General features: G+C 52.5%; 20 protein-coding genes and 1 pseudogene. 11 read left to right on the plus strand and 10 right to left on the minus strand.

The features are described 5' to 3' along the window. Positions 1 to 19 precede the first annotated feature (19 nt). The 9 genes and pseudogenes from AB1611_15265 (at position 20) to AB1611_15305 (ending at position 7,029) form a co-directional block, all read left to right on the plus strand. Complete coding sequence (locus AB1611_15265) at positions 20 to 916, plus strand: polyprenyl synthetase family protein (protein ID MEW6380952.1); 897 nt, start codon at positions 20 to 22, stop codon at positions 914 to 916. Positions 917 to 951: 35 nt separating this feature from the next. Beyond that, positions 952 to 2,868 (plus strand): 1-deoxy-D-xylulose-5-phosphate synthase, encoded by a 1,917-nt coding sequence (gene dxs, locus AB1611_15270; protein MEW6380953.1) that lies wholly within the window; start codon positions 952 to 954, stop codon positions 2,866 to 2,868. Positions 2,869 to 2,881: 13 nt separating this feature from the next. Next, positions 2,882 to 3,052, plus strand: a pseudogene (locus AB1611_15275) (type II toxin-antitoxin system HicB family antitoxin). Between the two features lie 77 nt (positions 3,053 to 3,129). Next, complete coding sequence (locus AB1611_15280) at positions 3,130 to 4,602, plus strand: hypothetical protein (protein MEW6380954.1); 1,473 nt, start codon at positions 3,130 to 3,132, stop codon at positions 4,600 to 4,602. A 58-nt stretch (positions 4,603 to 4,660) separates the two neighbouring features. Further along, complete coding sequence (locus tag AB1611_15285; GenBank protein ID MEW6380955.1) at positions 4,661 to 4,900, plus strand: DUF433 domain-containing protein; 240 nt, start codon at positions 4,661 to 4,663, stop codon at positions 4,898 to 4,900. Between the two features lie 105 nt (positions 4,901 to 5,005). After that, a complete protein-coding gene (locus AB1611_15290; protein MEW6380956.1) occupies positions 5,006 to 5,236 on the plus strand; it encodes a DUF433 domain-containing protein in 231 nt (76 codons plus the stop codon). Next, entirely contained in the window at positions 5,229 to 5,651 is a 423-nt protein-coding gene (locus AB1611_15295; GenBank protein ID MEW6380957.1) for a DUF1425 domain-containing protein, read from the plus strand. The genes AB1611_15290 and AB1611_15295 overlap by 8 nt, the downstream gene beginning before the upstream one ends. Positions 5,652 to 5,689: 38 nt before the next feature. Then, positions 5,690 to 6,292 carry a penicillin-binding protein activator LpoB gene (gene lpoB / locus AB1611_15300; protein ID MEW6380958.1) on the plus strand — a complete coding sequence of 201 codons (603 nt, stop codon included), beginning with the start codon at positions 5,690 to 5,692 and terminating at the stop codon, positions 6,290 to 6,292. A 50-nt stretch (positions 6,293 to 6,342) separates the two neighbouring features. Further along, on the plus strand, positions 6,343 to 7,029 hold the full coding sequence (locus AB1611_15305; GenBank protein ID MEW6380959.1) for a hypothetical protein: 687 nt from the start codon (positions 6,343 to 6,345) through the stop codon (positions 7,027 to 7,029). A gap of 25 nt (positions 7,030 to 7,054) precedes the next feature. Here AB1611_15305 and AB1611_15310 read toward each other — a convergent pair whose 3' ends face one another. The 3 genes from AB1611_15310 to pheA form a co-directional block, all read right to left on the minus strand. Next, complete coding sequence (locus tag AB1611_15310; protein MEW6380960.1) at positions 7,055 to 8,284, minus strand: cation:proton antiporter; 1,230 nt, start codon at positions 8,282 to 8,284, stop codon at positions 7,055 to 7,057. A 72-nt stretch (positions 8,285 to 8,356) separates the two neighbouring features. Then, on the minus strand, positions 8,357 to 9,559 hold the full coding sequence (locus AB1611_15315) for a DUF362 domain-containing protein (GenBank protein MEW6380961.1): 1,203 nt from the start codon (positions 9,557 to 9,559) through the stop codon (positions 8,357 to 8,359). Between the two features lie 34 nt (positions 9,560 to 9,593). Further along, positions 9,594 to 10,406 carry a prephenate dehydratase gene (gene pheA, locus AB1611_15320; GenBank protein ID MEW6380962.1) on the minus strand — a complete coding sequence of 271 codons (813 nt, stop codon included), beginning with the start codon at positions 10,404 to 10,406 and terminating at the stop codon, positions 9,594 to 9,596. A 504-nt stretch (positions 10,407 to 10,910) separates the two neighbouring features. Here pheA and AB1611_15325 point away from each other — a divergent pair. After that, on the plus strand, positions 10,911 to 11,645 hold the full coding sequence (locus tag AB1611_15325; GenBank protein ID MEW6380963.1) for an endonuclease III domain-containing protein: 735 nt from the start codon (positions 10,911 to 10,913) through the stop codon (positions 11,643 to 11,645). Between the two features lie 512 nt (positions 11,646 to 12,157). Further along, the gene (locus AB1611_15330; GenBank protein MEW6380964.1) at positions 12,158 to 14,284 is read left to right on the plus strand and encodes an ATP-binding protein; all 2,127 of its coding nucleotides are present in this window, start codon (positions 12,158 to 12,160) and stop codon (positions 14,282 to 14,284) included. A 144-nt stretch (positions 14,285 to 14,428) separates the two neighbouring features. On the opposite strand, the gene AB1611_15335 is transcribed toward AB1611_15330, so the two are convergent. The 7 genes from AB1611_15335 to AB1611_15365 form a co-directional block, all read right to left on the minus strand. Then, positions 14,429 to 17,593, minus strand: coding sequence for an SMC family ATPase (locus tag AB1611_15335; protein ID MEW6380965.1), 3,165 nt, complete (start codon positions 17,591 to 17,593; stop codon positions 14,429 to 14,431). A gap of 85 nt (positions 17,594 to 17,678) precedes the next feature. Further along, entirely contained in the window at positions 17,679 to 18,929 is a 1,251-nt protein-coding gene (sbcD, locus tag AB1611_15340) for an exonuclease subunit SbcD (GenBank protein MEW6380966.1), read from the minus strand. Between the two features lie 351 nt (positions 18,930 to 19,280). Beyond that, complete coding sequence (locus AB1611_15345; GenBank protein MEW6380967.1) at positions 19,281 to 20,366, minus strand: tetratricopeptide repeat protein; 1,086 nt, start codon at positions 20,364 to 20,366, stop codon at positions 19,281 to 19,283. 63 nt (positions 20,367 to 20,429) lie between these two features. Continuing rightward, the gene (locus tag AB1611_15350) at positions 20,430 to 21,392 is read right to left on the minus strand and encodes a type II secretion system F family protein (GenBank protein ID MEW6380968.1); all 963 of its coding nucleotides are present in this window, start codon (positions 21,390 to 21,392) and stop codon (positions 20,430 to 20,432) included. A 19-nt stretch (positions 21,393 to 21,411) separates the two neighbouring features. Then, positions 21,412 to 22,383: a type II secretion system F family protein gene (locus tag AB1611_15355; GenBank protein MEW6380969.1), complete on the minus strand. Its 972-nt coding sequence runs from the start codon at positions 22,381 to 22,383 to the stop codon at positions 21,412 to 21,414. A gap of 20 nt (positions 22,384 to 22,403) precedes the next feature. Then, positions 22,404 to 23,726, minus strand: a complete 1,323-nt coding sequence (locus AB1611_15360; protein ID MEW6380970.1) for a CpaF family protein — start codon at positions 23,724 to 23,726, stop codon at positions 22,404 to 22,406. A gap of 17 nt (positions 23,727 to 23,743) precedes the next feature. Next, positions 23,744 to 25,000: an AAA family ATPase gene (locus AB1611_15365; GenBank protein ID MEW6380971.1), complete on the minus strand. Its 1,257-nt coding sequence runs from the start codon at positions 24,998 to 25,000 to the stop codon at positions 23,744 to 23,746. Positions 25,001 to 25,008: the final 8 nt, after the last annotated feature.

Here is a 25,008-nt window from a genome sequence, read left to right on the forward strand (position 1 = left end):
TGTGGTTATGGGCTTTTCCTTGGACATTCAAGCATATCTCACAGAAAAAAAGGCAGTGGTCGAGGACTGGCTGAAGAAGGCCATCCCGCCGGAGGATTTTCTGCCTGCCACCATCCATAAGGCGATGCACTACAGCCTCATGGCCAGGAGTAAAAGGATCCGGCCTGTTCTGACGCTGGCCGCAACCGAGGCGGCAGGGGGAAAGATCGAAGCGGCACTCCCCTTTGCCTGTGCCCTTGAGCTGATTCATACCTATTCGCTCATTCATGATGATCTGCCTGCTATGGACAATGATGATTTCCGGCGGGGACAGCCGACAAATCACAAGGTTTTCGGAGAAGCTATGGCTATTTTGGCCGGTGACGCCCTGCTCACCCAGGCGTTTATCCTGATGAGTGCTCCAGCTCCGGATCCATCCTCCGGTGTCTCTCCCCACACTGCCGTGCGGATTATTCAGGAAATAGCCAGGGCTGCCGGGACGGAAGGAATGATCGGCGGCCAGGTTATGGATGTTGAGCTTGAGGGGCAGGCGGCCACGCTTGCCCAGGTTGAGGACATGCATCACCATAAAACGGGGGCCATGCTCCTGGCATCCGTGCGGGTGGGCGGCCTGGTGGCGGAAGCCTCGCCGGAGATGATGGAAAGCTTTACCTGTTATGGCCGTCATATTGGCCTGGCCTTCCAGATTGTGGATGACATTCTGAACGTTGAAGGGCAGCCGGAGATATTGGGCAAATCAGTGGGAAGTGACCGGTCAGCTCAAAAAGCCACCTTCCCGGCGGTTTCGGGATTGGAGGAGTCCAAAATTCTCGCCCGCCAGCATTACACGCTGGCTGTTCGGGCCCTGGAGAAGCTCGATAGCCGGGCCGATGCTTTGCGGGCCCTGGCCGAGTTTGTCGTTGGCCGCCGGTTTTAGAGAGTACACTGATAAATCAAAAGGACCTACACTCCATGGAGCCGGTACTATCAAGAATCAATGGCCCGGATGATGTACGATCGCTCGACAGGAGCGATCTTTATGAATTAGCCGACGAGATCCGCCATCTGATTATCGACACGGTTTCCCGCAACGGCGGACATCTGGCGGCCAGTCTGGGCGTGGTGGAATTGACCATTGCCCTGCACCGGGTGTTTCACTCTCCGGATGACAAGATCATCTGGGATGTCGGCCACCAGTGTTATGCCCATAAAATCCTGACAGGACGGCGGGACCGCTTCCCTGCGCTTCGCCAATACGGGGGCTTGAGCGGTTTTCCCAAGCGGGGTGAAAGCGTTCATGACGCCTTCGATACCGGCCACAGCAGCACGTCAATCTCTGCAGCCCTGGGAATGTGCGTTGCCAGGGACATTCAGGGAAAAGACTATAAAGTCATTGCCGTTATCGGAGATGGGTCATTAACCGGCGGAATGGCCTTCGAGGCCATGAACCATGCCGGTGATCTGAAAAAAGACCTCCTGGTCATTCTGAACGACAATAAAATGTCCATCTCACCCAACGTAGGGGCCTTCTCCACCTACCTGAACCGGATTATCAGCGGACAACGCTATAACAGAATGAAGCGGGATATCGAAACGGTGCTCCGGTCCATTCCCCAGGTTGGAGAGCATATGGTTAAAATGGCCGGCCGCCTGGACGAGGCTATCAAGTCCCTGGTAGTTCCCGGCGTTATGTTCGAGGAACTGGGTTTTAAATATATCGGCCCTATTCCCGGCCATAATATCAATACCCTGATCGATACCCTCCAGGCTATTAAAAAATTCCAGCGGCCTGTTCTTCTCCACATTTTGACCAAGAAGGGCAGGGGATATACCCCGGCAGAAATGAAGCCGTCAGCATACCATAGCGCATCTCCATTCGTGATCGAATCGGGAAATTTCAAGCTGCAAACAAACCAGAACCTGCCAAGCTACACCCAGGTCTTTTCTCAAACCATGATCAAAATTGCCCGGCAGAACCCCAGGATCGTGGGCATTACGGCAGCCATGCCCGAAGGAACCGGACTGGACCGCTTTGCCAGAATATTCCCCGGACGGTTCTTCGATGTGGGCATTGCCGAGCAGCATGCCGTGACTCTGGCTGCCGGAATGGCCTGTCAGGGGCTTCGTCCGGTGGTAGCGATTTACTCGACCTTTCTGCAGCGGGCATACGATCAGATACTTCACGATGTCTGCCTGCAAAATCTGCCGGTTATCTTCGCCATCGACCGGGCCGGGCTGGTTGGCGAAGACGGCCCTACGCATCAGGGAAACTTCGACCTGTCGTATCTGCGCACCATGCCCAACCTGATCCTGATGGCACCCAAGGATGAAGACGAATTGCAGCACATGCTCTATACCGCCACCTTCCAGGACTGTCCGGTCGCTATCCGCTATCCCCGGGGAAACGGGTTCGGCGTTAAGCTGGAAAACCTGCTCCGGCTCATTCCGGCCGGTGAAGGAGAGGTACTGCAGGAAGGAGAAGATATTACCCTTTTGGCCATTGGAAGTATGGCAAACATTGCTCTGGCTGCCTCGGAGCAACTGGCCAGGGAAGGGATTACAGCCCAGGTTATCAATGCCCGCTTTGTGAAGCCTCTGGACCGGCAGTTGATTATTCAGGCAGCCCGGCGTACCGGCAGGATCGTCACCATCGAGGAAAATGTGCTGCCGGGAGGATTTGGCAGCGCCGTTCTGGAGGTACTGGAGCAGGAGGCATTGTGGTCAACCCATGTTCACCGCATCGGTATCCCTGAGCAATTTACCGCCTTCGGGCCAAAGAGCGCCCTCATCCAGGAACTTGGGCTGAACGCGGCCGGTATCGTGGCTGCGGCCCGGAATCTGTGTGCCCTGAGCCCGGCTATTCACACTGACCATTGGGTGATGAGGTAGGTGAGGAGAGAATATGAAGATTAAGATAATAGTTCATAAGGCAGAGGAAGGAGGGTAGTGGGCTGAAGTCCCTTCGATACCAGGTTGTGCTACTCAAGGGGATACTTTTGAAGAATTACTGGAAAATCTCTATGAAGCCGTAGAGGGATGTTTATCTGTTGGCATTGAAGAATTAAATTTATAAGAGACTGATAAGGTGATGGAGATTGTCGTTTGAACAATCAAGTGTCAAAGGTTTTATAAAAAATCCGAGAGCAATCAATGAGCACCTGGCCTCACAAATCCCCATCATTCCCCTTGGTCATTTTCCTTTCCCTCTGCCTCCTGGCAGGCGGATGCGCCTATTTCGGTCTGGTTTCCTATCCTGAACTGGTTCAGGAAAAAAAGCAGTTGCTTGCCGGAGGGAATTTCGATCAGGCCCTGCGGGCGGTTGAATCCGGGACCCGTTCCGGTAACAGCCAGGTTCTCAACCTCATGGAGCAGGGAATGATCCGGCACATTCAGGGGGATTATCAGGGCAGCATTTCCTCTTTCAATCAGGCACTCTCTCTGATCAGAGATTATGAAGACCGGGCTGTTGTCAGCGCCAGAAGCGTAGCCAGCCAGCTTCTTACCCTTCCTTTGAATGACAATGCCATTCCCTACTACGGCTATCCTTTTGAAAGGGTCATGGTCAATACATATCAGGCACTGAATTACCTCTTCCTGGGAAATCCGCAGGAAGCACGGGTGGAGGTCCGGCAGGCGGACCTGCGGCAGACAAAAGAGCTTGAGCGGCACAATAAGGAAATCAGCGAATACCGGAAGTGGAGGAATGATAAAGGGATTGATGTCAGCGATTACCCGGCGGTGCGAAAGCTTCAGGATGAGATGGAAACCCTGAGCGGATCGACCATGAGCTCCTTTCAGAACGCTTTCACCTATTACCTTTCCGGGATCATCTATGAGCTGAACGGAGAGGATAACGATGCCTATATCGATTACCAGAAAGCATATCAGCTCAGTCCTCATTTTACCGCTGTTCAGTCTGATCTCCTTCGCCTTTCTCAAAAATTGGGGTTCCGGGATGAATATGCTGAATGGTCGAGCCGTTTCAGGGACCTGGCCAAAGAGGAGCAGGCAGGTTCAGCAGGTTCCGGGGCAGAGGTTATTCTCTTCTATGGGGCCGGATTCGTCTCTCAGAAGCAGCAGATCAAGATTACCCTGCCGGTCAATAGAACGCTGGTCAGTATCGCTCTGCCAGCCTATGCCCGGCAAAGTGCTAATTCTGGCAGTACGCTTCTGATTCAGGCCATTGATTCCGGCAAGCCTTTGGGAACTACCAGCCAGGTGATAGGCATCGATGGGCTGGCCGTCAAGTCCCTTGAGGAGCAACTGCCGATCATTATCACCCGCCAGCTTGCCAGGGTCATCAGCAAGACAGCCATCAGCAGGCAGGTGCAAAATAATAATGCCAATAATCTGGCCTTTGTCGCTACGAGCCTTTATAATATGCTGAGTGAAAATGCTGACCTGAGAAACTGGCTGTTGTTGCCGAACAATATACAAGTGCTACGAAAGCGGGTGAATGCAGGAAGGCACGAATTCACCTGGCGGTTAGAAACCCGTTTCGGGCAAGTTCAGAGTATGCAGACGGCGTCGGTGGCTTTAAAGGATGGAGATACCTGTCTGGTGAATCTGCGGTCCATCAACGGCCGCTTATTCAGCAGCGTCAAGGTACTTCATCAGATATAGTTTTGGTTCAGGGAAGGTATAGGGATAGAGAACGAAGGGATATAAAGGAGGAAAAGAAATGAACCAGATTTTGCACCACATTTCCGATAAACCTGATGTATGCCCCGCTAAACCCAGCGTTGATAAGTCCTGTATGGATAAGCCATACATTGCCGATACCCGAATATCGGTTTCCCTGGTCCTTGATCTCCTGGATGGCGGAATGAGCGTTGAGGAGATCATTGTTCAATATCCTCAACTGACCGAAGAGGATATCCAGGCAGCGATAGCCTATGGAGCTGCATGGAGGGAACTGTAAACAGGAAGTAAGTGATATGTGGTGGGGCAAAAAGCCCCACCCTCCATTTGCCGGGGAGGAGAAAAAGATGAATCCGCTTTTACAGCGTATTTCTATTGACCCCTATTGTATGCTCTGGTAAGCCCCTGCATTCGTGGCACTCGAATACGGGTTTCTCTGATCCTTGATTTCTTAGCCAGTGGAATGAGCATCGAGGAGATCGTTGCCGAATATCCTCAACTGACAGAAAGAGGATATTGGGGCGGCAATAGCCTATTGGAGAGAGCTGTGAAAAAGAATATAAATAACGAGCATAAGACAAAGAACATAAACCAAGGAGGTCATACTCATGTTTAAGAAATTATTGCTGTTCGTTGCCTGTTGTCTGGTGTTTTCAGCCTGTTCACGAGTTACCAGCAGTAATGTCGGCGGGGGACAGGCCATGCCCCAGGGGGGAGGAAGCTATGCTTTCAGCAATTTTGTTATAATTAACAACAAAGCCCTGCTGCGGGATTTGCAGATCACGGATATCAAATCCAGGATGGTCGATAACCTGATGCAGGTGCAGGTGCAGGTTCTCAACAAAACCAGCAGGACTTTTTCTTTTGATTATTCTTTCAGTTGGTTTGATGCTTCGGGCTTTCAGGTTGTCGGTGTGGGTGAGCACTGGACGCCGGTGGTCATCAACGGGAATGAGGTCAAGAGTCTGAACGGGGTGGCGCCGACTCCCCAAGCCTCACAATTCAAGGTTCAAATCCGAAAATCGAAATAGCTATCTGGCAAACTCTTTTGAGATCAGGAGGAAACGATATGATTCAGAAAAGGAAATTATTATATGCCGTTATCCTTGCAACCCTGGCTCTTTACAGCCTCTCCGGGTGCGGTGGTACCACGGTCCGGTACGGCGATCCGGGGGAAGTGGAGACCATGACCCTTGAGTTTGGCTCCACAGACCTTCAGACCATTGCCGAAAAAATGGTCCAGTCCCTGCTGGTCAGTCAGGTGCTTGGTGACAAACGTCCGGTGGTATATGTCAGCCAGGTCAAGAACAAGACTGCCGAGCATATCGATACCAAATCGATTACCGACACGATCAGCACTGCCCTGTTGAAATCCGGCAAGGTTCGGTTTACCGCTGCCAGTGAAATCAACAAGGACCTTCTGGAGCAACTGGAATATCAGGAAAATACCGGTCTGGTGGACCCAAAAACCCAGAAGCAGCTCGGCAAGCAGGTCGGCGCGGATTACATGCTTTATGGCGAAATCACTTCCATCAATAAGGCGGCAGGCAGAAAAAAGGATGTCTATTACAAGATCACCCTCAAACTGGCCGATATCCAGACCGGAATCATCGAGTGGGCGGATGAGAAGGAAATCCGCAAAGGATCCCAGAAAAGCCTGCTGGGGATGTAAGGGAGAAACGAAAATTTTATTGAGGTTACCGAGAGAAGGAGGAACGTATTATGGTTAGGAGTGAAAGGAACCCGGCCCGATACCGGCATGGGTTAAGGTTAACATCGGTGATAATCCTTTTGGCGGGTATTATCATTCTGGCCTGTCCACACCGGCTGCTGGCCCAGGATGATTATCCGGCCTTCGGCCTGCGGCTGAACGGGACTCAGTATATTGAAATCTCTCAGAACCAGCATGATGTGACGGTCTCTCAGCAGATTGCCCAGATTGTCTACCGGGACCCGCAGTTTTTCTGGCTTTCATTCGGCCTTGGTCGGGAAGAGATCGACGCGCCGCACCTTTATGAGGGGCAGGATATCGATGAGGCACTCTGCTTTCAGGTTGCCGGGGCCTATTATCTTGCTCCGAATCTGGAGCTTGGCATCCCGGCTGATTTTTCCATCGGAGCGGAGTACAGCCGAGCACGCCACGATATCGGTAAAGATGACCGCCTGACGCATCAGCGGCTTATCGGCACAGCCAATCTGGAATGGGATTTTCACCCGGCCACACCCTATGTCCGGGTCGGCGCGCTCTATGCAACCCTTGATGCTTCAGGGTGGCCAGATGAGGATCAGACTTCAGCCCTGTTTATCGGCGGCCTTCGGTTCTCCCTGACACAAGGCTTGAGCCTGGGAGCGGAATTCAATATCAGCCAGGATATCGGCTTTGGGGGTACGATAGGTTATATTTTTTAGGAGAAAATCTTAGCCAAATGGCCCGCTACCTCTGGTCAAGGGAAGGATGGGCCACAGATTCTTTCATATCTCGGCCATCTTCTCCGGAAGCAGTAATGGCATACTTTGTGCCTATTGGCCCGAAAATTTCATTAAAAGTTACTGAGGCCAGGACCAGGGCAGTAATCAAAGGTGCAAGCTGAGGATACTGCCCTCCGATGACCAGCACCAGGGCAATAGCTACTCCGGCCTGGGGCAGCATGGCAAAGCCCAGATATTTGGCCACCGATTCCGGAACATGGCTCGCTCTCCCTCCCGCATAGGTCCCTGCCACCTTGCCTATAGCGCGGGCTATGACGAATGCCATGGCAGCAGGCCAGTTTTGGAGAAGAATGGACAGGTTTAATGTTGCTCCGGCCAGAGTAAAAAAACATATCAGGATAGGCAGCTCTACGTCTTCCAGAAGAGTCGAAATATGGGGTCTCCTGCTGAAATTGGTCAGAACATAACCATAGCTCATGTTTAAGAGAAGACTGGAGAGCCCGAAGAGCTCTCCTATCTCTCCGGCTAAAAAGGCACACCCCAGGAGTATCACCACAATCTCATGTTTTTCCTTGACTGTCTGCAGAATACCAATAACCAGGAACCCCAGCAGGAGCCCAATAGTTATCGATCCGCAGATTTCCCACAGAGGTTTTCTGATAACCTGCATCCAGGAGAAATTGTGAGAGCTGCCATTGAGCAATATTCCGGATACAGCCAGACAGAGGGAAAATAAAACGATGCATACAGCATCATCAAGAGCCACAATTGCCATTAAGGTATCGGTAAGGGGGCCGTGGGCCTTACATTCGTGAATTACAGCTACTGTGGCCGCAGGTGCAGTTGCAGAACCGATAGCCCCAAGGAGAAGCGCGCTATGGAGTGGTATCCTCAGCAGCAGATGCATAACCAGAGTGACAATGAAAAACGCTCCGGCTACCTGGGTAAAAGTAATAACAACCACGGATTTTCCCAGTCTCCGGAGTTTTTTGTTATTCAAATCCGAGCCAATAATCAGGGCGACCATGCTGAGGCCGAGGACCTCGATGAATCTCAACTGGTGAACCATTGGCGTATGGATAATCTTCAGGGCCAAACCCAGAAGGATGCCGCACAGAACATAGCCGGTTATTGCAGGAAGCTTTAACCTGTTGACAACCTTTCCTGCCAGGAAACCTCCCAGAAGCAGAAAACCAAGGATGATAATCTGATTTTCCTTGAGCGGGTGTGCCATCACTTCTCAGGATAACCTTTTTTAAGCTTGGACATTATTCCAGTTGTATCGGTCGCCTGGGTATCTTTTCCATTACCGATTTCGGTCTTTCTCTTCCTCTTCCTGCAACCGAAGCAGGATACTTGAAGCAATCGGGGGGCATCCGGGAACGTATATCCCCTTATCCTTATGGCTGGCTGTGCAGTTGCCGATAAGGACCACTCCCGGCGGCGGGTCCTTAAGCTCCTTGCCGATCCCCAGGATCAGTTTTCCGTCCTGAAACAGCGATGCCGGAACCTGGGAGAGATACCGCCGGAGAAAGAGCAGGGTTGTAGACAGGCAGGCGCTGCACGAGTTGCAGTCATGAACCACAACATTGGGGTATTGAATCGATATCTTTTTCGGCGGAGGAGCAAAGGATTGCCGGAAGTGGTGATAGTCCGGCGGCAGGATATGCATCCCGGCAAGGTCGATCGTCCCTGTTCCCCGCTCGGCAGCCATGCGAAGGTGGGGAATCGAGGCTGGTTCAAAGCCCATGAGGAAGGCGGCTACGGCGTCGGCAGCCAGGCAATCCTGGCTGGCTACGACCAGTCCTGCTTTTTTGGGGTCCCCCTCGCTGGGCCCCAGTCCTTCGAGGCCGATCGTGCCGTCGATCAACGCCAGATCAGGCCGCAGGACTTCGGCCATATCCGCAATAGCCACATCCAGGGCTTTCCCCTGGCCTGCGGGCAGGGCGGGGTATTCCAATTGATGCAGCCTTGCCTTTTCCCGTCTCCAGAGGACCCCCTTCATGTTTTTGATGCTCAGGCTGACGCCGGTATGCATATGGGTTTTCATGACCGGGATGGAAACCAGATAATCCACCTCCCGGACCGGGCCGCATACCCGAAGGCTGTGCAGCAGCTTTCCCTGGGGGACCGGCAATTCGAAGGGTGAGCCTTCATCGAGGTCAATCAGACAAACCCCTTTGCTGCGGGCAATGTCCGCCATTTCGGCTTTCTCCAGGGCATCGAGGGCACGGACACCCAGAATCGGGCTTTCCCCCAGAAGGATTTGTGCCGGTGCCTGTTTCCGGAAAAAGTCGATGGCGGCGGCCACAACCAGGGGATGCGTGGTCACTCCGGACCGTGCAGGCACCAGGCGTCCGGCATTCGGCTTCAGCAGGATCCTTTTACCCGCAAGGGAAGGCAGGTTCAGCGATTCAAGGGCCTTCCAGGCATTATCATAGGGATCATCCCCTCTGGTTACGATGACCAGGGGAGACGATCCTGGCGAAGAGATTTTTTTCTTGTGCATGGTACCTGCATTTTACCTTAAGAATGGGCTTTTGTCAGCACATCTTGGGGTAGGAACCAAGGATTTTCAAAAAAGCGGCCTTTGCCTCGATCTTTTGCAGGGCTTCGGTCAGGGGTGGATCTTCCCTGTGCCCTTCACAGTCGATATAAAAAAGATAGTCGCCAAGCTTTCCGGATGGGCGGGATTCAATCTTGTTCAGGTTGATATTCCGGACCTTGAACTCTTCGAGCATTTCGCACAAAATGCCCGGACGGTCGGCCACCGGGTAAATCACCAGACTGGTTTTATCCCTGCCGCTACTTTGTTTTGAATCCTCCTCGCTGATGACCACGAAGCGGGTTACATTGAACTTGCTGTCCTGAATGTTTTTCACCAGCAGGTTCAGGTTGTATATCTGGGCGGCAATGGCCGGGACGATAGCAGCATATTCGGGGCCGGTCTGCTGGGCCAGCATTTCCGCCGATTTGGCATTGCTGCTGGTTTCGATGATTTCCGCTCCCGAAAGCCGGGTCCGCAGGAATGTTTTGCACTGGGCATGGGTCTGGGGATGAGCGTAGATGACCCTGATCTTATTGATTCCCCCCTGACCAGCCAGGTTGTGCTTAATGGGAAGTACCGTCTCCGCCTTGATATGCAGGTTAAAGTGAAGAAAAGCATCCAGGGTAAAGCCCACGGACCCGGTGATCGAGTTCTCGATGGGAACCATGCCCAAATCCCCTTCTCCGCAAGCCGTTCCCTCGAAAACATCCCATACCGTAGGCTTGAAGACGATTTCAGCCTGCTGCTGGTATCCGGTCACTGCCTCATGGCTGAATGTACCCTTTGGACCAAGGGTAATAATCCGCATCCTTCCTTCCTCCGTTCGTTTGGGTTTGCTGATGTCCTTATGAAAGAGAAAAAGAAACCACAGAGACACAGAGAGAGGCACAGAGGGGGAAATGCAATGCGGACTCTGTACCGTGAATGTCTTGCGTGGTTGCTCTTATTGTAATAGAGATTGTCTTTGCGAGTCAAATTAAAACGCCTCATATGAGGTCAATAAGGCGTTCTGAGTTAAAAAGTGTTATAATAAAAGGGTAGAAGGCGGAAGAGATTTGCATGTTTAGGCTTCGCTACCATGCTCCAACACTCTAACACAGCAGGACTACCAGCCTGCACAGCCTCAACAACCTGAGTAGTAACGATTTATGAAGCGTCAATGATGGCGATGACTACTCGGTCTCTGTCCATCATTTCAAGAAGGAGATACAGCAATGATAGCCTGCTGTGGACTGGATTGTTTCAAATGTGAAGGATACCTTGGCTACTCAAGCAGATAGTAACGCTCAGCGAACGGAAGTGGCCAACGTCCATGAATCAGAACCAGAACCAGAATCAATACCTGCTGCCGATATATTCATTTCTTCTCAAGGAGTACGGCCAGCAAGGGTGGTGGCCCCTGCTTGGCTGTGATGGATGTAAGCCAGCCAAAAGGGGGTCAGTCTCCGGCTACCATCCGGGGGATTATGACCTGCCCAGGACCCGCAACCAGGTCTTTGAGGTCTGCCTTGGGGCTATTCTTACGCAAAATACCGGATGGCCGCAGGTGGAGATGGCCTTACGGAGACTCCAGGAAAGAAACTGCCTCGATCCGGAGCGGATACGTGCAGTGGATACCGAAGTCTTGAAAGATGCTATCCGTCCGGCCGGTTATTTCAACCAGAAAGCCAAAAAAGTTAAAATCTTTACTGAGTATTTTCTTGGCCTTGGCCAGGACCAGATCCCTGGCAGGGATGAGCTTTTGTCCCTCTGGGGTATTGGCCCGGAAACTGCCGACTCAATGCTTCTGTATGCCTTTCGGGTGCCAACATTCGTTATAGATGCTTATACCCGGAGGATACTGATCCGCCTGGGAATAGCGGATGAAAAGAGCAGCTACGATGATCTCAAGAGTCTCTTCGAACAAAGCCTGCCTGAAGATTTCATTCTTTATCAGGAATATCATGCCTTACTTGTCGAGCATGCCAAAAGGTTTTATCCGAAGAGAACAGGCACTGAGCTTTGCCCACTTACGCAGATGCTGGGAAATCGAGTGCCGGGAGGCTGATATCACACTGCGCAGTAAATTCGCGGCCAATTATAGGATCAGCAAACAGATCGCGTTTGATATATGGTTTTATTTCCAGGAATTATCAATGTTTTAAAAAAAAATGGGTGACAGATTCAATTCAATGTTATATAACTATATATAAAGCCAATAAAAATTGTAGAGCTGATTCTATTATTATGGCGAAGCTTTCACGCTCGTCATTACGAGCGATAAATCCCCGGCAGGCAGCGACTTTTCCCCGTTCATCCGCTCCTGGTAGTCCAGATCATGGTTGTGCAGGTGTCACAGCGAAATGGTTGGTTATTCTCTACTCCTCTTTTAAGGCAGAGCACCATGCCCGTCAGGGGATCGCTTTTTCCTCATCATAATAAATAATGGTGGGGCATGTGAGCCCCACTCTGCAATTGCTCCGAGATTCATCATATTCGTTCAATCAACCAGGAGTGGGATATGCGGCTATTATAATAACTTTCTGATTCTGTATTTGATGCCTCTTGAAGGGAAGTGTTATGCAGGAAAGAGATTTGGATCATACAATCGAGGCCCTGCAGCAGCAGATAGCCCAAGTGCATCGGTGCGCTGCTGAAGATTCAGGTCAGCTGGCAGACATGATGGCCGAAACTCTCCAGGGATTAGTGAACATCGTGGGAGAGTTACGTGCTGCTCAAGAGAATTTGCGTCAGTGGAAGGATGAATTGTCTGCTGCCCGCAGGGAGGTGGAAGCATCGCATCGGCGGTACCAGAGCCTTTTTGAATCCATTCCGCACGGGTGTCTGATGACGGACAGCGCCGGTATAATCAAAGAAGCCAATCAAACCGCTCTGGACCTGTTTTCTACCGAACGGGAATGTCTGATTGGCAAGCCACTGCTTGACCTTATAACTGCGAAAAGCTGCCATCAGGCTTTTGGCGGTAACCGGGTGCCTGACCTTGAAAAGGTGCATAAAGCCCAGGACTTTAAAGTACGTCTGAAGCCATTGGGCAGACCCGACTTCCCGGCAGTGATCAGGGCGGTGGCTTTGCCTTCCGCTCAGAGCGGGGCGCCTGACGACCTGTGCTGGCTGATCCGCAGCCTTGCAGAGGGCAGACGGATAGATGAAGGACGTCGGGCACGGGAAGAGCTTTATTATAACTTTTTCGAGGAGGACTTAACCGGTGAATTCATCTCTACACCGGATGGTCAGATTCTGGCCTGTAATCCGGCTTTTGCCCGCATCTTTGGTTTTGCCTCGGTCGAAGAGGCCATGAGCTGCAATCTCGATACCCTGTATCCGAATCACCAGGCACGTGAGGCTTACCTGGAATTGATCCGGAAAGAAAAGAAAATTGAATGCCATGAAACGGAGCTTCGCCGCCGGGACGGCCAGCCGGTCCAGCTTATTGAAAAAGCCCTGGGCACTTTTGATGATCAGGGCAGGCTGGTTGAAATACAAGGGTATGTTTTTGATATCACCGATCGCAAACTCCTCGAAGAGCAGCTTCGCCAGTCGCAGAAGATGGAAGCGGTCAGGAGGCTGGCTAACCGCGTAGCTCACGACTTCAACAATCTCCTGGTGGGCGTTAAAGGCTACAGCGAGCTTTTACTCTATCACATCGATAGTCAGGATCCTTTGCGTAAAGATATTGAAGAAATCAGAAAAGCCGGTGAGCTGGCAGCCGCATTGACTCATAAGCTCCTGACTTTCAGCCGAAAGACAACCTCTCAGCACCCGGTGGTGATCGATCTCAAGGCAGCAGTGGCCAGCCTGGATGGGAAACTCCGCACCCTTATCAGCGAGGGAATCGACTTGACCTATATCTGTGATCCGGGTCCCAGCCTGATAAAAGCCGATCCCGGCCAGATCGGGCAGGTTCTCACCAACCTGATAACCAATGCCCGCGAGGCCATGCCGCAGGGCGGCAAGATCACCGTTACCATAGCCAATGTCCATCTGGACGAAAGCTACGCCCGTCAGCACGTCGGTGTCCAGGCAGGTCCCTACGTGATGCTGGCAGTGGCTGACAGCGGAATCGGCATGGACGAGGAAACCCTGTCCCATGTTTTTGAACCCTTCTATACTACCAAAAAGCAGGGTAAAGAGAGGGGGCTTGGCCTGGCAACAGTTTATGGGATTATTGAACAGTGCGGTGGCCACATCTCCATCTCCAGCCGGCTGGCAGAAGGCACAACCATCAAAATCTATCTGCCGGTGATTCAGGAGTCCAAAACCTGCAGAACGGGTACCGGCGGCCTGGCCGGACTGGGACAGCAGGCAGCCAGAAAAGGCATGGAAACACTTCTCCTGGTAGAGGACGAAGAATCGGTCCGGACGGCGATAGGCATGATTCTCAGGAAATTCGGCTACACCGTGCTGGAGGCGCACCAGGGAGAGGAAGCTATGATAATCTGTGAGCAATATCAGGGCCCGATCCACTTGATGCTGACTGATATGGTAATGCCACGAATGAGTGGCCTGGACCTGGCCAGGCGTCTGAGACCGTATCGTCCCGAGATGAAGGTGATCTTTATGTCGGGTAACCTGGGTGTCATCTATGATCAGCAGAACTCTTCGGAACCAAACCTGAACCTGCTTTCAAAGCCTTTTGTCCTGGGCGATCTGGTGCACAGAGTGCGCCAGGTGCTGGATGAAAAATGATCGGGGGCAGAGAAGAAATAAAACAACCTTCTTCTTTACCATTGATATTATTCCTGGTCTGAGAAGAACCATCTGCCACCGTTATCCTCCATTCCTGGATGTCTTCCTTGCCATTAATGACCTTCTGGCAACGACCGCTGTCTCTTACTGTCCCCCTTGCCTGATCCGGCTGCCGGTGCCGTCTGAGCGGGCAGGAAAAACCTCAAGATAGCGGGGCATGCGCTCGCGAAGCTCACCTACATGGCTGATGATGCCTACGATGCGGTCCTGCTGGGACTGGAGCCGTTCCAGGGTATTCATGACCAGGTCCAGTTTTTCATTATCCAGGGTGCCGAATCCTTCATCGAGGAAGAAAAATCCAAGGTGTTGTGATCTGCCCCGTGCCTGGACCTGGGACGAGAGGGCCAGGGCCAGGGAGAGTGCGGTCAGAAAGGTTTCTCCGCCGGAAAGAGTCGATACCGGCCGCTCCTTCGCGCCGTTGAAGCTGTCGATCATAAAGAAATTGTTATCCTGGTCCACCCGTAAGGTGTATCGCTCCCTGGTCAGAAACCGCAGGCACTCGGAGGCCTCACGGCACATATACTCCAGGTATTCATGGCTGAGGAAGGTGACCAGGGCCCGTCCCCGGAACAGCCGGGCCAGCTCATCGGCCTGATCGATGCGCCGGTCAAGGGCTTTCATCTCCTGATCGATCGCCTGCCACCGCAGGTGGTTTTTCTCAAGCTTTTCCAGTTCGCCGCTGACCACAGCCAGGTTCCTGTCCTCAGTCTCGACCTGCTGGTGCAGGGTTTGGCAGCGCTCAAGGAGTACGGCATAGGCGGCAGGATCAAAGGATTGCCCTGCCAGTTTATCCGCCACCGATGCCAGCCGGTCCCGGTTGAGAAGGACCGCCTCCTGGTATCGCCTGATCTCCTGCTGGAGCCGGGCAAGGTCTCCCCGCTCCATCATGGCCTCGTGTGCGGCCTCGCTCGAAGGGAACTCTTCCTGGCGCAGCCGCTCGTCGAGGGCGATTTTCGCCCGCTCTTCGTTCTCGATCAGGCTCTCCAGTTTCCCCCGGCAGGTATCGAGATCGGAATGGAGCTTATTCACCAGCTTCTCGGAGTGCTGAAAGCGCTCCTGAGCTTCCTGGAACCGTTTTTCCAGAGAGGTAATGGCTGTTTCATTCTCCTCGATCAGGCTGCGGATGGGGCGTCCCTGGGTTATGGCCTGGATGGAACGCTCAAGATCGGCCAGCCCTTCGGCCAGACCGGCCAGGCTCGACTGCAGGGAGGACTGGCGGATTTCGAGCTCGGCCTTCTTCTGCCGCGCCTGCTCCATTTTCCGGCGAAGCTCCTCGATAAACAGAGTCTGCTTTTTTTGCCGCTCCTGCACGAGGGCCAGGGTGCTTTCCTGCTTTGCCAGGGCCTGATACTGTTCCCGGATTTCATCACGGGAGAGAGCCGGAGCCTGTTCTCTGAGCTCAGCCGAAAGCCGCTGGCTTTCCTCCTGCTGCATGGTCACTTTCTTCTGCTGCCTCTCGATTTCCCTGGAGACACCTGCAAGGCTGGCGGCCATTTTGGCTATCCGGACCTCGAACTGGGAGAATTTCTTCTGCTGCTCCTGCCATCCCTTTTTCTCCTTTTCCCATCGGGCCATCTCCTCACGGAGCCCTTCAGACAAAGCCGGGGCAGGATGCTGCCGTGAGCCGCAGACCGGACAGGGGGTGCCCTCTTTCAGGCGCAGGGCAAGGTGCGCCCCTTCACTCCTTAATTTTACCTGGTCAATCTCCTGATCGCAGTGCACAAGAGCCTCCTGAATCCCTTTTCGCTCAGCCTCCACCAGGTTTTCCACCCCGCCTGCCTGCCAGTCAGGAAGGGAGCCTGCCCGTGACCAGAAAAGCGATTCCTTCAGGTGTCCCTGGATGGCTGCCAGCCACTGCTTCTCGGCCTGCTTGTGCTCCCCAAGGTTTTTATTCAGGATGCCCAGCTCATTGGCCAGGACCTTTTCCTTTTCCTCAAGCAGGCAAAGATGCTGATAGGCTGTCTGAATGGCGTGCTTCCTGACCGGATCGACCGTATTGTGCTCGATTTCCCGGTTGATTTTTTCAAGCCGCTCCTGCTCGGTCTGCCATCTTTGCTGACCTGCGGCCAGATCTTCGGACAGCCGGGAAAGCTCCTGGCTGATCCGGGTATTTTCAGCCTGCTGCCTGGCCTGCTCTTTTTTCTTCTCCTTGCTCTGCTCATGAGATTCAAGGCAGCTTTTCAGGGTCTGCCTGCGCTCAAAGAGCCCTGGCCGGTTTTCCTCCCGCCTGCGGGAGATAAGCTCATAGTTCTCTTTCTCCTTCTGGTGCGCACCTTGTTGTCCTTCCAGGGCTTTTTGCTGCCGGGCCAGGCTCAGGGCTTCTTTCTCCCGTGCGGCCTGAAGATCACGGAGCAGCTCGAGGTCCCTCCGGCACCGTTCCGCACGCTCAGCCAGAGCGGTCCGCTCCCGTGTTTGCCTCATGGCCTCTTCCTGCTCTTCGAGGGCTTTTTTCTCCTTCTCAAGCTTGGTTTTCTCTTCAAACCATTCCTTGATCCGCCGCTGCCCCTCCTCTTCCTGGCGGAGTTTTTCAAGGCTTTGTTTGTGCTCCTGTGCAAGACGGGCCAGCCGCGCCTGTTCCTCCCTCCTGGCCTCCAGGACGGGAAGCGAGCAGTCTCCCAGACCCCGCGCTTCGGCCTCAAGCTCCCGCCTGCGGCTTTCGGCCTGTTCTTTGGTCCGGCTGGCTTTTTCGTAAATCTTTTGCCCGTAGCAGGAGAGGTTGAAAATATTTTCCAGCATGGCTGCCTTGTCTTTGCCCTTCAGGGAGAGAAAGGCATCGAACTTTCCCTGCGGAAGCACTACGGCCCGGGTAAACTCCTCCTCGCTCAGTCCGATGAGCTTTTCGACGGCAGCCTTGACTTCGGTAATTTTCTCGGCATAGGGAACATACTCCCCGGTGTCAGGATTCAGGCGGCAGAGAAGCGACCGTTTGTTAATCACGGCATGCGGGTCATCTTTTACCCTCTGGTATCGCTGCTCTACCTGATATCGCTCGTTCCCCAGCTCAAACTCAAACCTCACCCAGAGCTTCTCGCTGTTTTGATGGATGATGCCCTGGGTGCCCTTACTGGCCCGCTCCACGTTCCCGTAGAGGGCCAGGGTCATGGCATCCAGAATAGTGGATTTCCCGGCACCCGTAGGGCCGAAGATCCCGAACAGGCCGCTGGCTCCAAGCCAGGCAAAATCGATATCCTGGGGATCGCAGTCGCAGTAGCTGTGCAGGCCGCAAAATTCAAGCCGAAGCGGTTTCATGGGCTGTCTCCCTTCGTATTAATGGCATTACCATATCTCCACTGACCACTCATCACTGGCCACTGAATCACTGACCACTATCATCCTAATCATCCATTTCCTCAAGGTCCTGGGTCAATTCCACGAAAAGGTCGAGCAGTTCCTTCGAGGGTTCGGCACTGGCATTTTTCTGCCGGTAGAAGGCCACGAATTTTTCGATCAGGGAAAGCTCGGCCAGCCGTCTGGCAGGCACTCCGGCATCTGCGGGCTGGCCGCCGTCTGTGGGCGGAGTTCTGCGTAAGGTGACAATGTGATTATGCCTGCTTCTCAACTCCTTCATTTCCATTGTGCCCAATGGCTGAGGATGGATGATTTCCATGTCCACCCACTGGTTCCTGTTTTCCGGCTGACCGCACCAGGCTAAGGCCTCCTGGTAGGATTGAAAGGTTTTTCGCACCAGGGGAAGCCCGCATTTCAGCGGCACTTCAGTGATCCTGGCTGCCTGGCCCGGCTCGGCCTCCACCAGGATCACCCGTTTTTGCTGCCCTGCCTCGGAAAAACTGTAGGCCAGCGGAGAGCCGCTGTAGCAGACAGGATAGCCAGCTTCATGGAAAGATTGTGGCCGGTGCAGATGCCCCAGAGCCACGTACTGGATATGAGAAGATGCGGGCAGGTCAGCAGGCTGGATGGCGTTCAGGCCGCCGATGGACAGCATACGCTCGGAATCGGATGGCATGCCCTGACCGTAGAAGAGGTGAGAGAGAATGATATTGACCGTATCTTCCCGGAACTGTCCGGCCATGATGCCGAGGACTTCCTGAATCTTCTGGCGGTAGGCAAGCACCGTCTTCCCATCGTCACCGGCAAAGTGGAGGTGAAACAGCTCTCCCAGCCGGGCTTCCGAAGGGTAAGCCAGGGTGACCAGCGTGACCTGATGATCGCAGCCCGGTACCTGAAGGCGAACCCAGCCAGGACCGCTGGCCGTACGCTGCACCCCGTGCCGCGCTCCTCCCAGAGAAGCCGTATCCCGGGGAAAGCCGATCAGGGTGATACCATGATGCCTGGCCAGGTATTCCGGAGCGGCAAGCCGCTCCGGATTGTCGTGGTTTCCGGCAATCACTACCACGGCGCGCCTGCCGTTGTCTGCCAGTTTCTCCAGAGCATAATAGAAAAGATCTTCGGCTTCAGCCGAAGGGTTGAAAACGTCGTAAACATCACCGGCGATCAGGACCAGATGCACATCGTGGTCCACCACGATCTGATGCAGCTCATCGATAAATTCCTTCTGCTCCGGAATCCGGGAGCACCCTTCCAGTGTCTTGCCAAGATGCCAGTCAGAGGTGTGAATAATCCTCATCCTTAATTTCTCCTGCTTGTAAGATTGCAGTTGCGTGCGGTTGTTGTCGCTTGTGCAGCGACATGCGGCAGCCGAACAAAAGAGAATAGCTTTCAGCAGCTTACAGCTTCAAAACCAGGTCGAAAGGATGCCGAAACGACACTTCCCCAGCAGGGGGAAAGTGCTCGTACAAGGTGATCAATGTGGTCAAAGTACTTAAAATATAAGATATTCTTAAGAAAATGACGAGAAAAAAGAATTACTTGGCATTCATTGATGTAACCCTATAGATCATAGCCAAGCCGAGAATGGTTGTCAAGAGGGCTGATTGAAGGGCAGGTTTGTCCCTCTCGAAAATGAGATGCTTTTATCTCATTTTGTGCCTGCCAGGGCTGATTGTGCCCTGTGCAGATTCTCGCTGGCCCTGGAATAGAAGACCGGCCTGGCTGCAATCGCCTTCTCAAAATACTGGATCGCCTCCTGGTATTTCCCCTCGGCCATGTACAGGTATCCGATGTTGTTATAGGCGGCTGCCTCATCTCCCGCACCTTTTTTGAAAGCCTCCAGTGCATCTGCATATCTTCCCAGTTTCCCGAAGGCCAGTCCGAGATTATTGTACGTCGCTTGATTTACCGGCCGTATTCTTGAGGCTCTGGATAAGATATCCGCTGCCTTTTCATAATCCTGAGCTGAATAGTAGGACATTCCCAAATTATTCAGCAGGGGGCCTGAACCGGGATTGATAGCTATGGCCTTCTGGTACTCACTGATAGCGGATTCATACTGCTTCTCCAGGTCATAAATCAGGCCCAGGGAAGCATGGGCCCGCCACGATTGCGGATTAAGACTTACCGCCTCGGAGAAGTTATCTTTCGCTTCATCCAGTTCTCCTCTGGCCAGAAACACGCGCCCTTTACCCTCATAGGCCAGGGCATTCCGGGGATCGGTTTTCAGAATCTCTTCAAAGGCTGTCAGCGCTTCTTCGGTCAGTCCCTTCCGTAAACAGAGGATCCCCAACTTGTAATGAACATTGGCCTGATGAGGATACAGGTGAAGGGCCTTGTCATATTGCAGAAGAGCCAGGCCTATTTTACCCTGCCTGATATACTGATCGCCAAGCTTCTCATATCCCTCCACGGCTTGGACGGCAGTAGTGGAAAACCGGCTCGTTCTTTTTTTCTCCGGGGTGGGGGGAGGAGACCATCGCGTTCTCTTGTGCGCAATGGGAAACCAGCTCTTTCCCTCCTCCCCGGCAGTTGCTGAAGCCCTTTGTTTTTGCAGTGTCTGCAACCTCGTGTATTCAAGCTCACGAAATCTGTTCTTCTTATTCCCCCACCTGGCGCAGCCAACCACGCCAGCGATAACAGCCGCCCCCAGAAGAGTGTACATAAGAGTACAAAAGCATGAAATGGATAACTGTATGGTCAGGCTTAATTTGCTGCGGTCAAGCGTATTCACGGAATAACGTTTTCTCCTTCAATTAGTTGTGTGATTTAGTTGTATGATTTTGGGTGATAATGTTCATCTGCGCAACAACTGGGGCAGTTTATCGATTATTTTAATAACCGGCGGTCCCAGGATAACGATCAAAAGGGAAGGGAAAATGAAAAAAATAAGAGGAAACAGGATCTTGACCGGTAATTTGCCAGCCATCTCTTCCGCTCTTTGCTGTCTTTTGACCCGCATGGCATCTGAATGGATCCTCAGTGCCTGGGCTATACTGGTGCCAAACCGTTCTGCCTGGATCAATAAGGTTACCAGGCTCTTTACATCTTCGAGGTCGGTTCTGAAGGCCAGGCTTCTCAGGGCATCGATACGCGATTTTCCAGCCCTCAGTTCCAGATTGAGTACCTGAAGCTCATCGCTGATTTCCTGATTGACCAGCCTCATTTCCTCGGCAACCCGGTTAATGGCGGCATCCAATCCCATCCCTGCCTCAACGCAGACAACTAAAAGGTCCAGTGAGTCCGGAAAGCCTTCGCATATCTTCTCTTTTCTCCGGTCAGTATGTGCCCGGAGCCAGATATGAGGCAGATAAAAGCCTGCCACGGCCATCAGGAGCAGGATAAATGCCAGGAATTTGTGCTCGACAGGCCTGGGGAGAATGAGCTGAACAAACAGACAGGCGGATGGCAGCAGAATAGCGAAAAAACCCTTGGCACCGAAGAAGATAATAGCTGCATTTCTGCTCCGGTAGCCAGCCCGGAGGAGATTTTTCTGCATGCTGGATAACTCCCCCTCGCTCTTTGGCTTCACGAAATTTCCCAGCCTGCTCATGATCCTGACCAGGTATTGTTTAATCCAGGTGAAAACAGCATTTGGCCCTCTTACGAGGGTGAGCTCCCTGGTACGCTGCCTGATGCCATCCTGTTTAATTTTTTCCACAAGACTGCGCCGCTCCCGGCAATACCTGACGTAAGAGAAAACCAGAGCAAGGGTCAGCATAACGGTGATAAAAATTGATGCAGGAAGTAATAACATCATGAAATCATTAACCATATGACTAAACCTTTATCCTGATCATCTTCCTCATAACCAGAATTCCCATCCCCATCATGACCAGAGCGCCGAGAGCCAGCTTCACGCCTCGAGGGTCGGTCAGCAGGATTCGGGAATACTCCGGATTTATCAAGGACATTAAACCGAACAAGCAAAAGGGAAGGGCGACCAGGATAACCGCCGAGATTCTTCCCTCCGCAGACAGTGCCTGGATATGGCCGCGCAGCTTGAACCTTTCCCGGATGAGACGGCTGATATTCTCCAGGATTTCGGCCAGGCTCCCGCCGCTCTGCCTCTGGATGATGACGGAAATAGCAAAAAACTTAATATCAGGGCAACTGACACGCTCGGTAAGTCCCTTCAAAGCTTCAGGAAATCCAACTCCAAGGTTGATCTGGGCCAGCATTTTTTCAAATTCACTCCCTATGGGATCATCAAACTCCTGGGCTACCATCTGGAGCCCTGTGGGGAAAGCCTGCCCTGCTTTCAGGGCCCGGGCAATCAAATTGAGGGCATCGGGCAGTTGTTCCTCAAACTTGCGCATTCTGCGGTTTCTCTTCAGGGTGAGGAAAAAAAAAGGTAGCATAGCTGCCAGGGCACCTGCGGGCAATCCGATTTTAAAGTTATTACCCAACCAGCCAGCAATCAGGGATCCGGCCAGGGCCAGGACAAGGCTGCACAGGACATAAACTCCGAGAGGCTGATGAGTATTGGATTGCTGCAAGAGCTGATCGAACCAGCGTATGATCGGAGCTCTGACGTTTGACAGCATCCTGTTGAGCCACGGGATACCACTCAGCTCCTTCTTGCGTCTGATAACCATAGGCGCATTCTTTGAAGCCGTGGCAGCGGTTCCCTGCAGTTCCCTCCGGACTCTTCTTGCCTCCGGGTTCCATAATGCTCTGAAAACCTGGAAAATCAGTATCGTAAAGAGCAGGATAGTGATAAAGAGAAGAACTGTGCCGAAAATTTCCATCGCTGCTATTTTTCCTTTCCTTAAATCTCCAATACCTTTGGAGTACTGAAATGTTCATACGAAAAGGGGATACTTCGCGCCTTAAACCTGTCCACAAACTTTGGTAAGACACCTGTCATTCTGAATCGCCCTTTTACCTTGCCATTATTATCCACACCAGTTTGTTCGAAGGAGAAGATTTCCTGTCTGGAGATAATATTTCCCTCCATGCCGGTAATTTCCTGAAGGCTTACCACCTTTCTGCTCCCGTCAACCAAACGTGCAGTTTGGATAATGACATTTAAGGCAGAGCTGATATATCTCCTGACCGCCTCATGGGGGATGGTAAGGCCGGACATGGACACCAGTGTCTCTACCCTGATCAGAGCATCGAATGGCGTGTTGGCATGGATAGTGGTCAAGGATCCATCATGACCGGTGTTCATAGCCTGAAGCATGTCCAGCACTTCAGCTCCCCTGACCTCACCAACGATAATGCGTTCAGGCCGCATTCTGAGACTGTTTCTTACCAGCTCCCGCGTACTGATCTCACCCTTCCCCTCGATGTTGGCAGGACGTGTTTCCATACGGACCACATGTTCCTGTTTCAGTTGCAGCTCTGCCGCATCTTCGATCGTGATAATCCTCTCGTCCGCCGGAATAAACCGGGAAAGTACATTCAGGAGTGTGGTCTTCCCGCTCCCTGTCCCCCCGGAAATCAGAACATTCAATCTCGCTTTCACAATCCCTTGCAGAAGTTCTCCGATTTCCGGAGTCAGGGTCCTGAACTTGATCAAATCTTCCAGCTCAAGCGGATCAACGGCAAACCGCCTGATAGAGAGCAATGGGCCATCTACGGCAATGGGCGGTATAACGGCATTGACTCTGGAGCCGTCAGGCAATCTGGCATCCACCATCGGACAGAATTCATCGATCCGGCGGCCGACAGAGGAGACAATCCTGTCGATGACTTTCCTCAGATGATCATCATCCCTGAACCGGACATCGGTATGATGGAGTTTTCCGCTCTTCTCCACATATACCTGCCGGTATCCATTAACCATGATGTCTGAGATTCCAGAATCACGCATGAAGGGTTCTATTGGCCCAAGCCCGGTGACCTCATCCTGAATCTCCTGATAAAACTGCTCCCTCTCCCCGGGATTCAGGGGCATGCTGAACTGGTCCTCTGATAGTATTTCCTCGGTTAACTCCCGGATTTGCCGTTTTAAAGTAGTTTGGTCGAGCGAGTCAATCAGTGACAGATCCAAGACCTCGATCAGACGGTCATGAACTTTAGCTTTCATGTCGATGTATTCATTTGTTCTTGAAAAGGCGAACGATCTTTCGTTACCCAGGGCCATGTATTCTCCTTAATCTTCTAATTTCCACCGGATGTTGGTGTACGGGAAAAGATAGGGGCACCGCCGCTGACTTTTGTCAGCCATTTTGGCAGCTTGAAACCGGTCAGGCCCTCTTTCCCTTCACCTTCGTCCCTGCCGGAAAGCAGGTCAGACAGTTCTTTGAATTTCCGTGATATCTCAGCGCCGGAGTCCAGAGCGGAAAGAGGCTTTCCCTGATTTATGGCGCTCATGGTCAGTTGGTAATTATTGGGAATACTCCACAAAAACTTTTTCTTGATACTTGCCTCCGCCTCTTTCAATGAGACCGTGGAGTTTTTCTGGAGCCGGTTCACCAGTATCTGGACGTTCTTTTCAGCAGGAAAACCGAGGTCACGAAAGGTCGATAGGATTCTTTTAACATTAATGAGAGAGGGAAGGCTGAGCGAAGTGACCATGAGGACCGTATCCGCCAGCCGGAGAGTCCCTCTGGCCATTCCCTCAAGGGATTGCCCGCTGTCTACGATAACAAAATCGAACATCTTGCGGATCTGCTCAAGGATGGTCCCCATGATCTCATCAGGAGTCGCTTTCTCTTCTTCATGCAGTTTGGGCGGCGGTACCAGAGGCAGTCTGGAGGGAGATGGCAGCACATAGACTCCTGAAGAGTGCCGAAAAAATATACTGGTCAGATAGGCAGTATCCAGCCGGGAAATATTCCTGACAGCCTCTGCCCAATCATAGGCAGGCTTGATACCCAGAAAAAGCGATACATCTCCGAAAGGAGGGCTCATATCGAGAAGAGCCACTGACTGAGAGCCTCCTGATTCAGCCAGGCTGACAGCAAGGTTTACCGCCACCGTAGTTGTCCCCACTCCGCCTTTGCTTCCCAGGATATTGATTATTTTCTCTTTCTTCGGTTGAGCCTTGCCCTGCTCCTTGCGCTCCCTGAATCGCTCCCTGAATTGATTAAGAGCACTTTGGACCTCTTCTTTTCGAAATGGCTGCGGGAAAAACTCCCTCACTCCGGTCCGCAGGGCTTTCAGCAGGGTTTCAGGATTGGTGTCCTGCGAGGTCAGGAAAACCTCTCCGACTATGCCCAAAGATTGAAGATCATTCATGATCCTGAATTCCTCCGATGGATCATCTCCCATTTCCATGATCAGAAGGTCGCACGGCTCGGAGCTTTCAACTCTCTGGAGATAAAATCCTTCCACCGAAGAGATGATTTCTTCCAATTCCTCCCGTATCTTCTGCGTCTTGCTTTTGATTCTCACTGAAATGCTGTTTTCAGGCATGATGCAAT

Source organism: bacterium, from assembly GCA_040755755.1.
Taxonomy (GTDB): Bacteria; SZUA-182; SZUA-182; order DTGQ01; family DTGQ01; genus DTGQ01.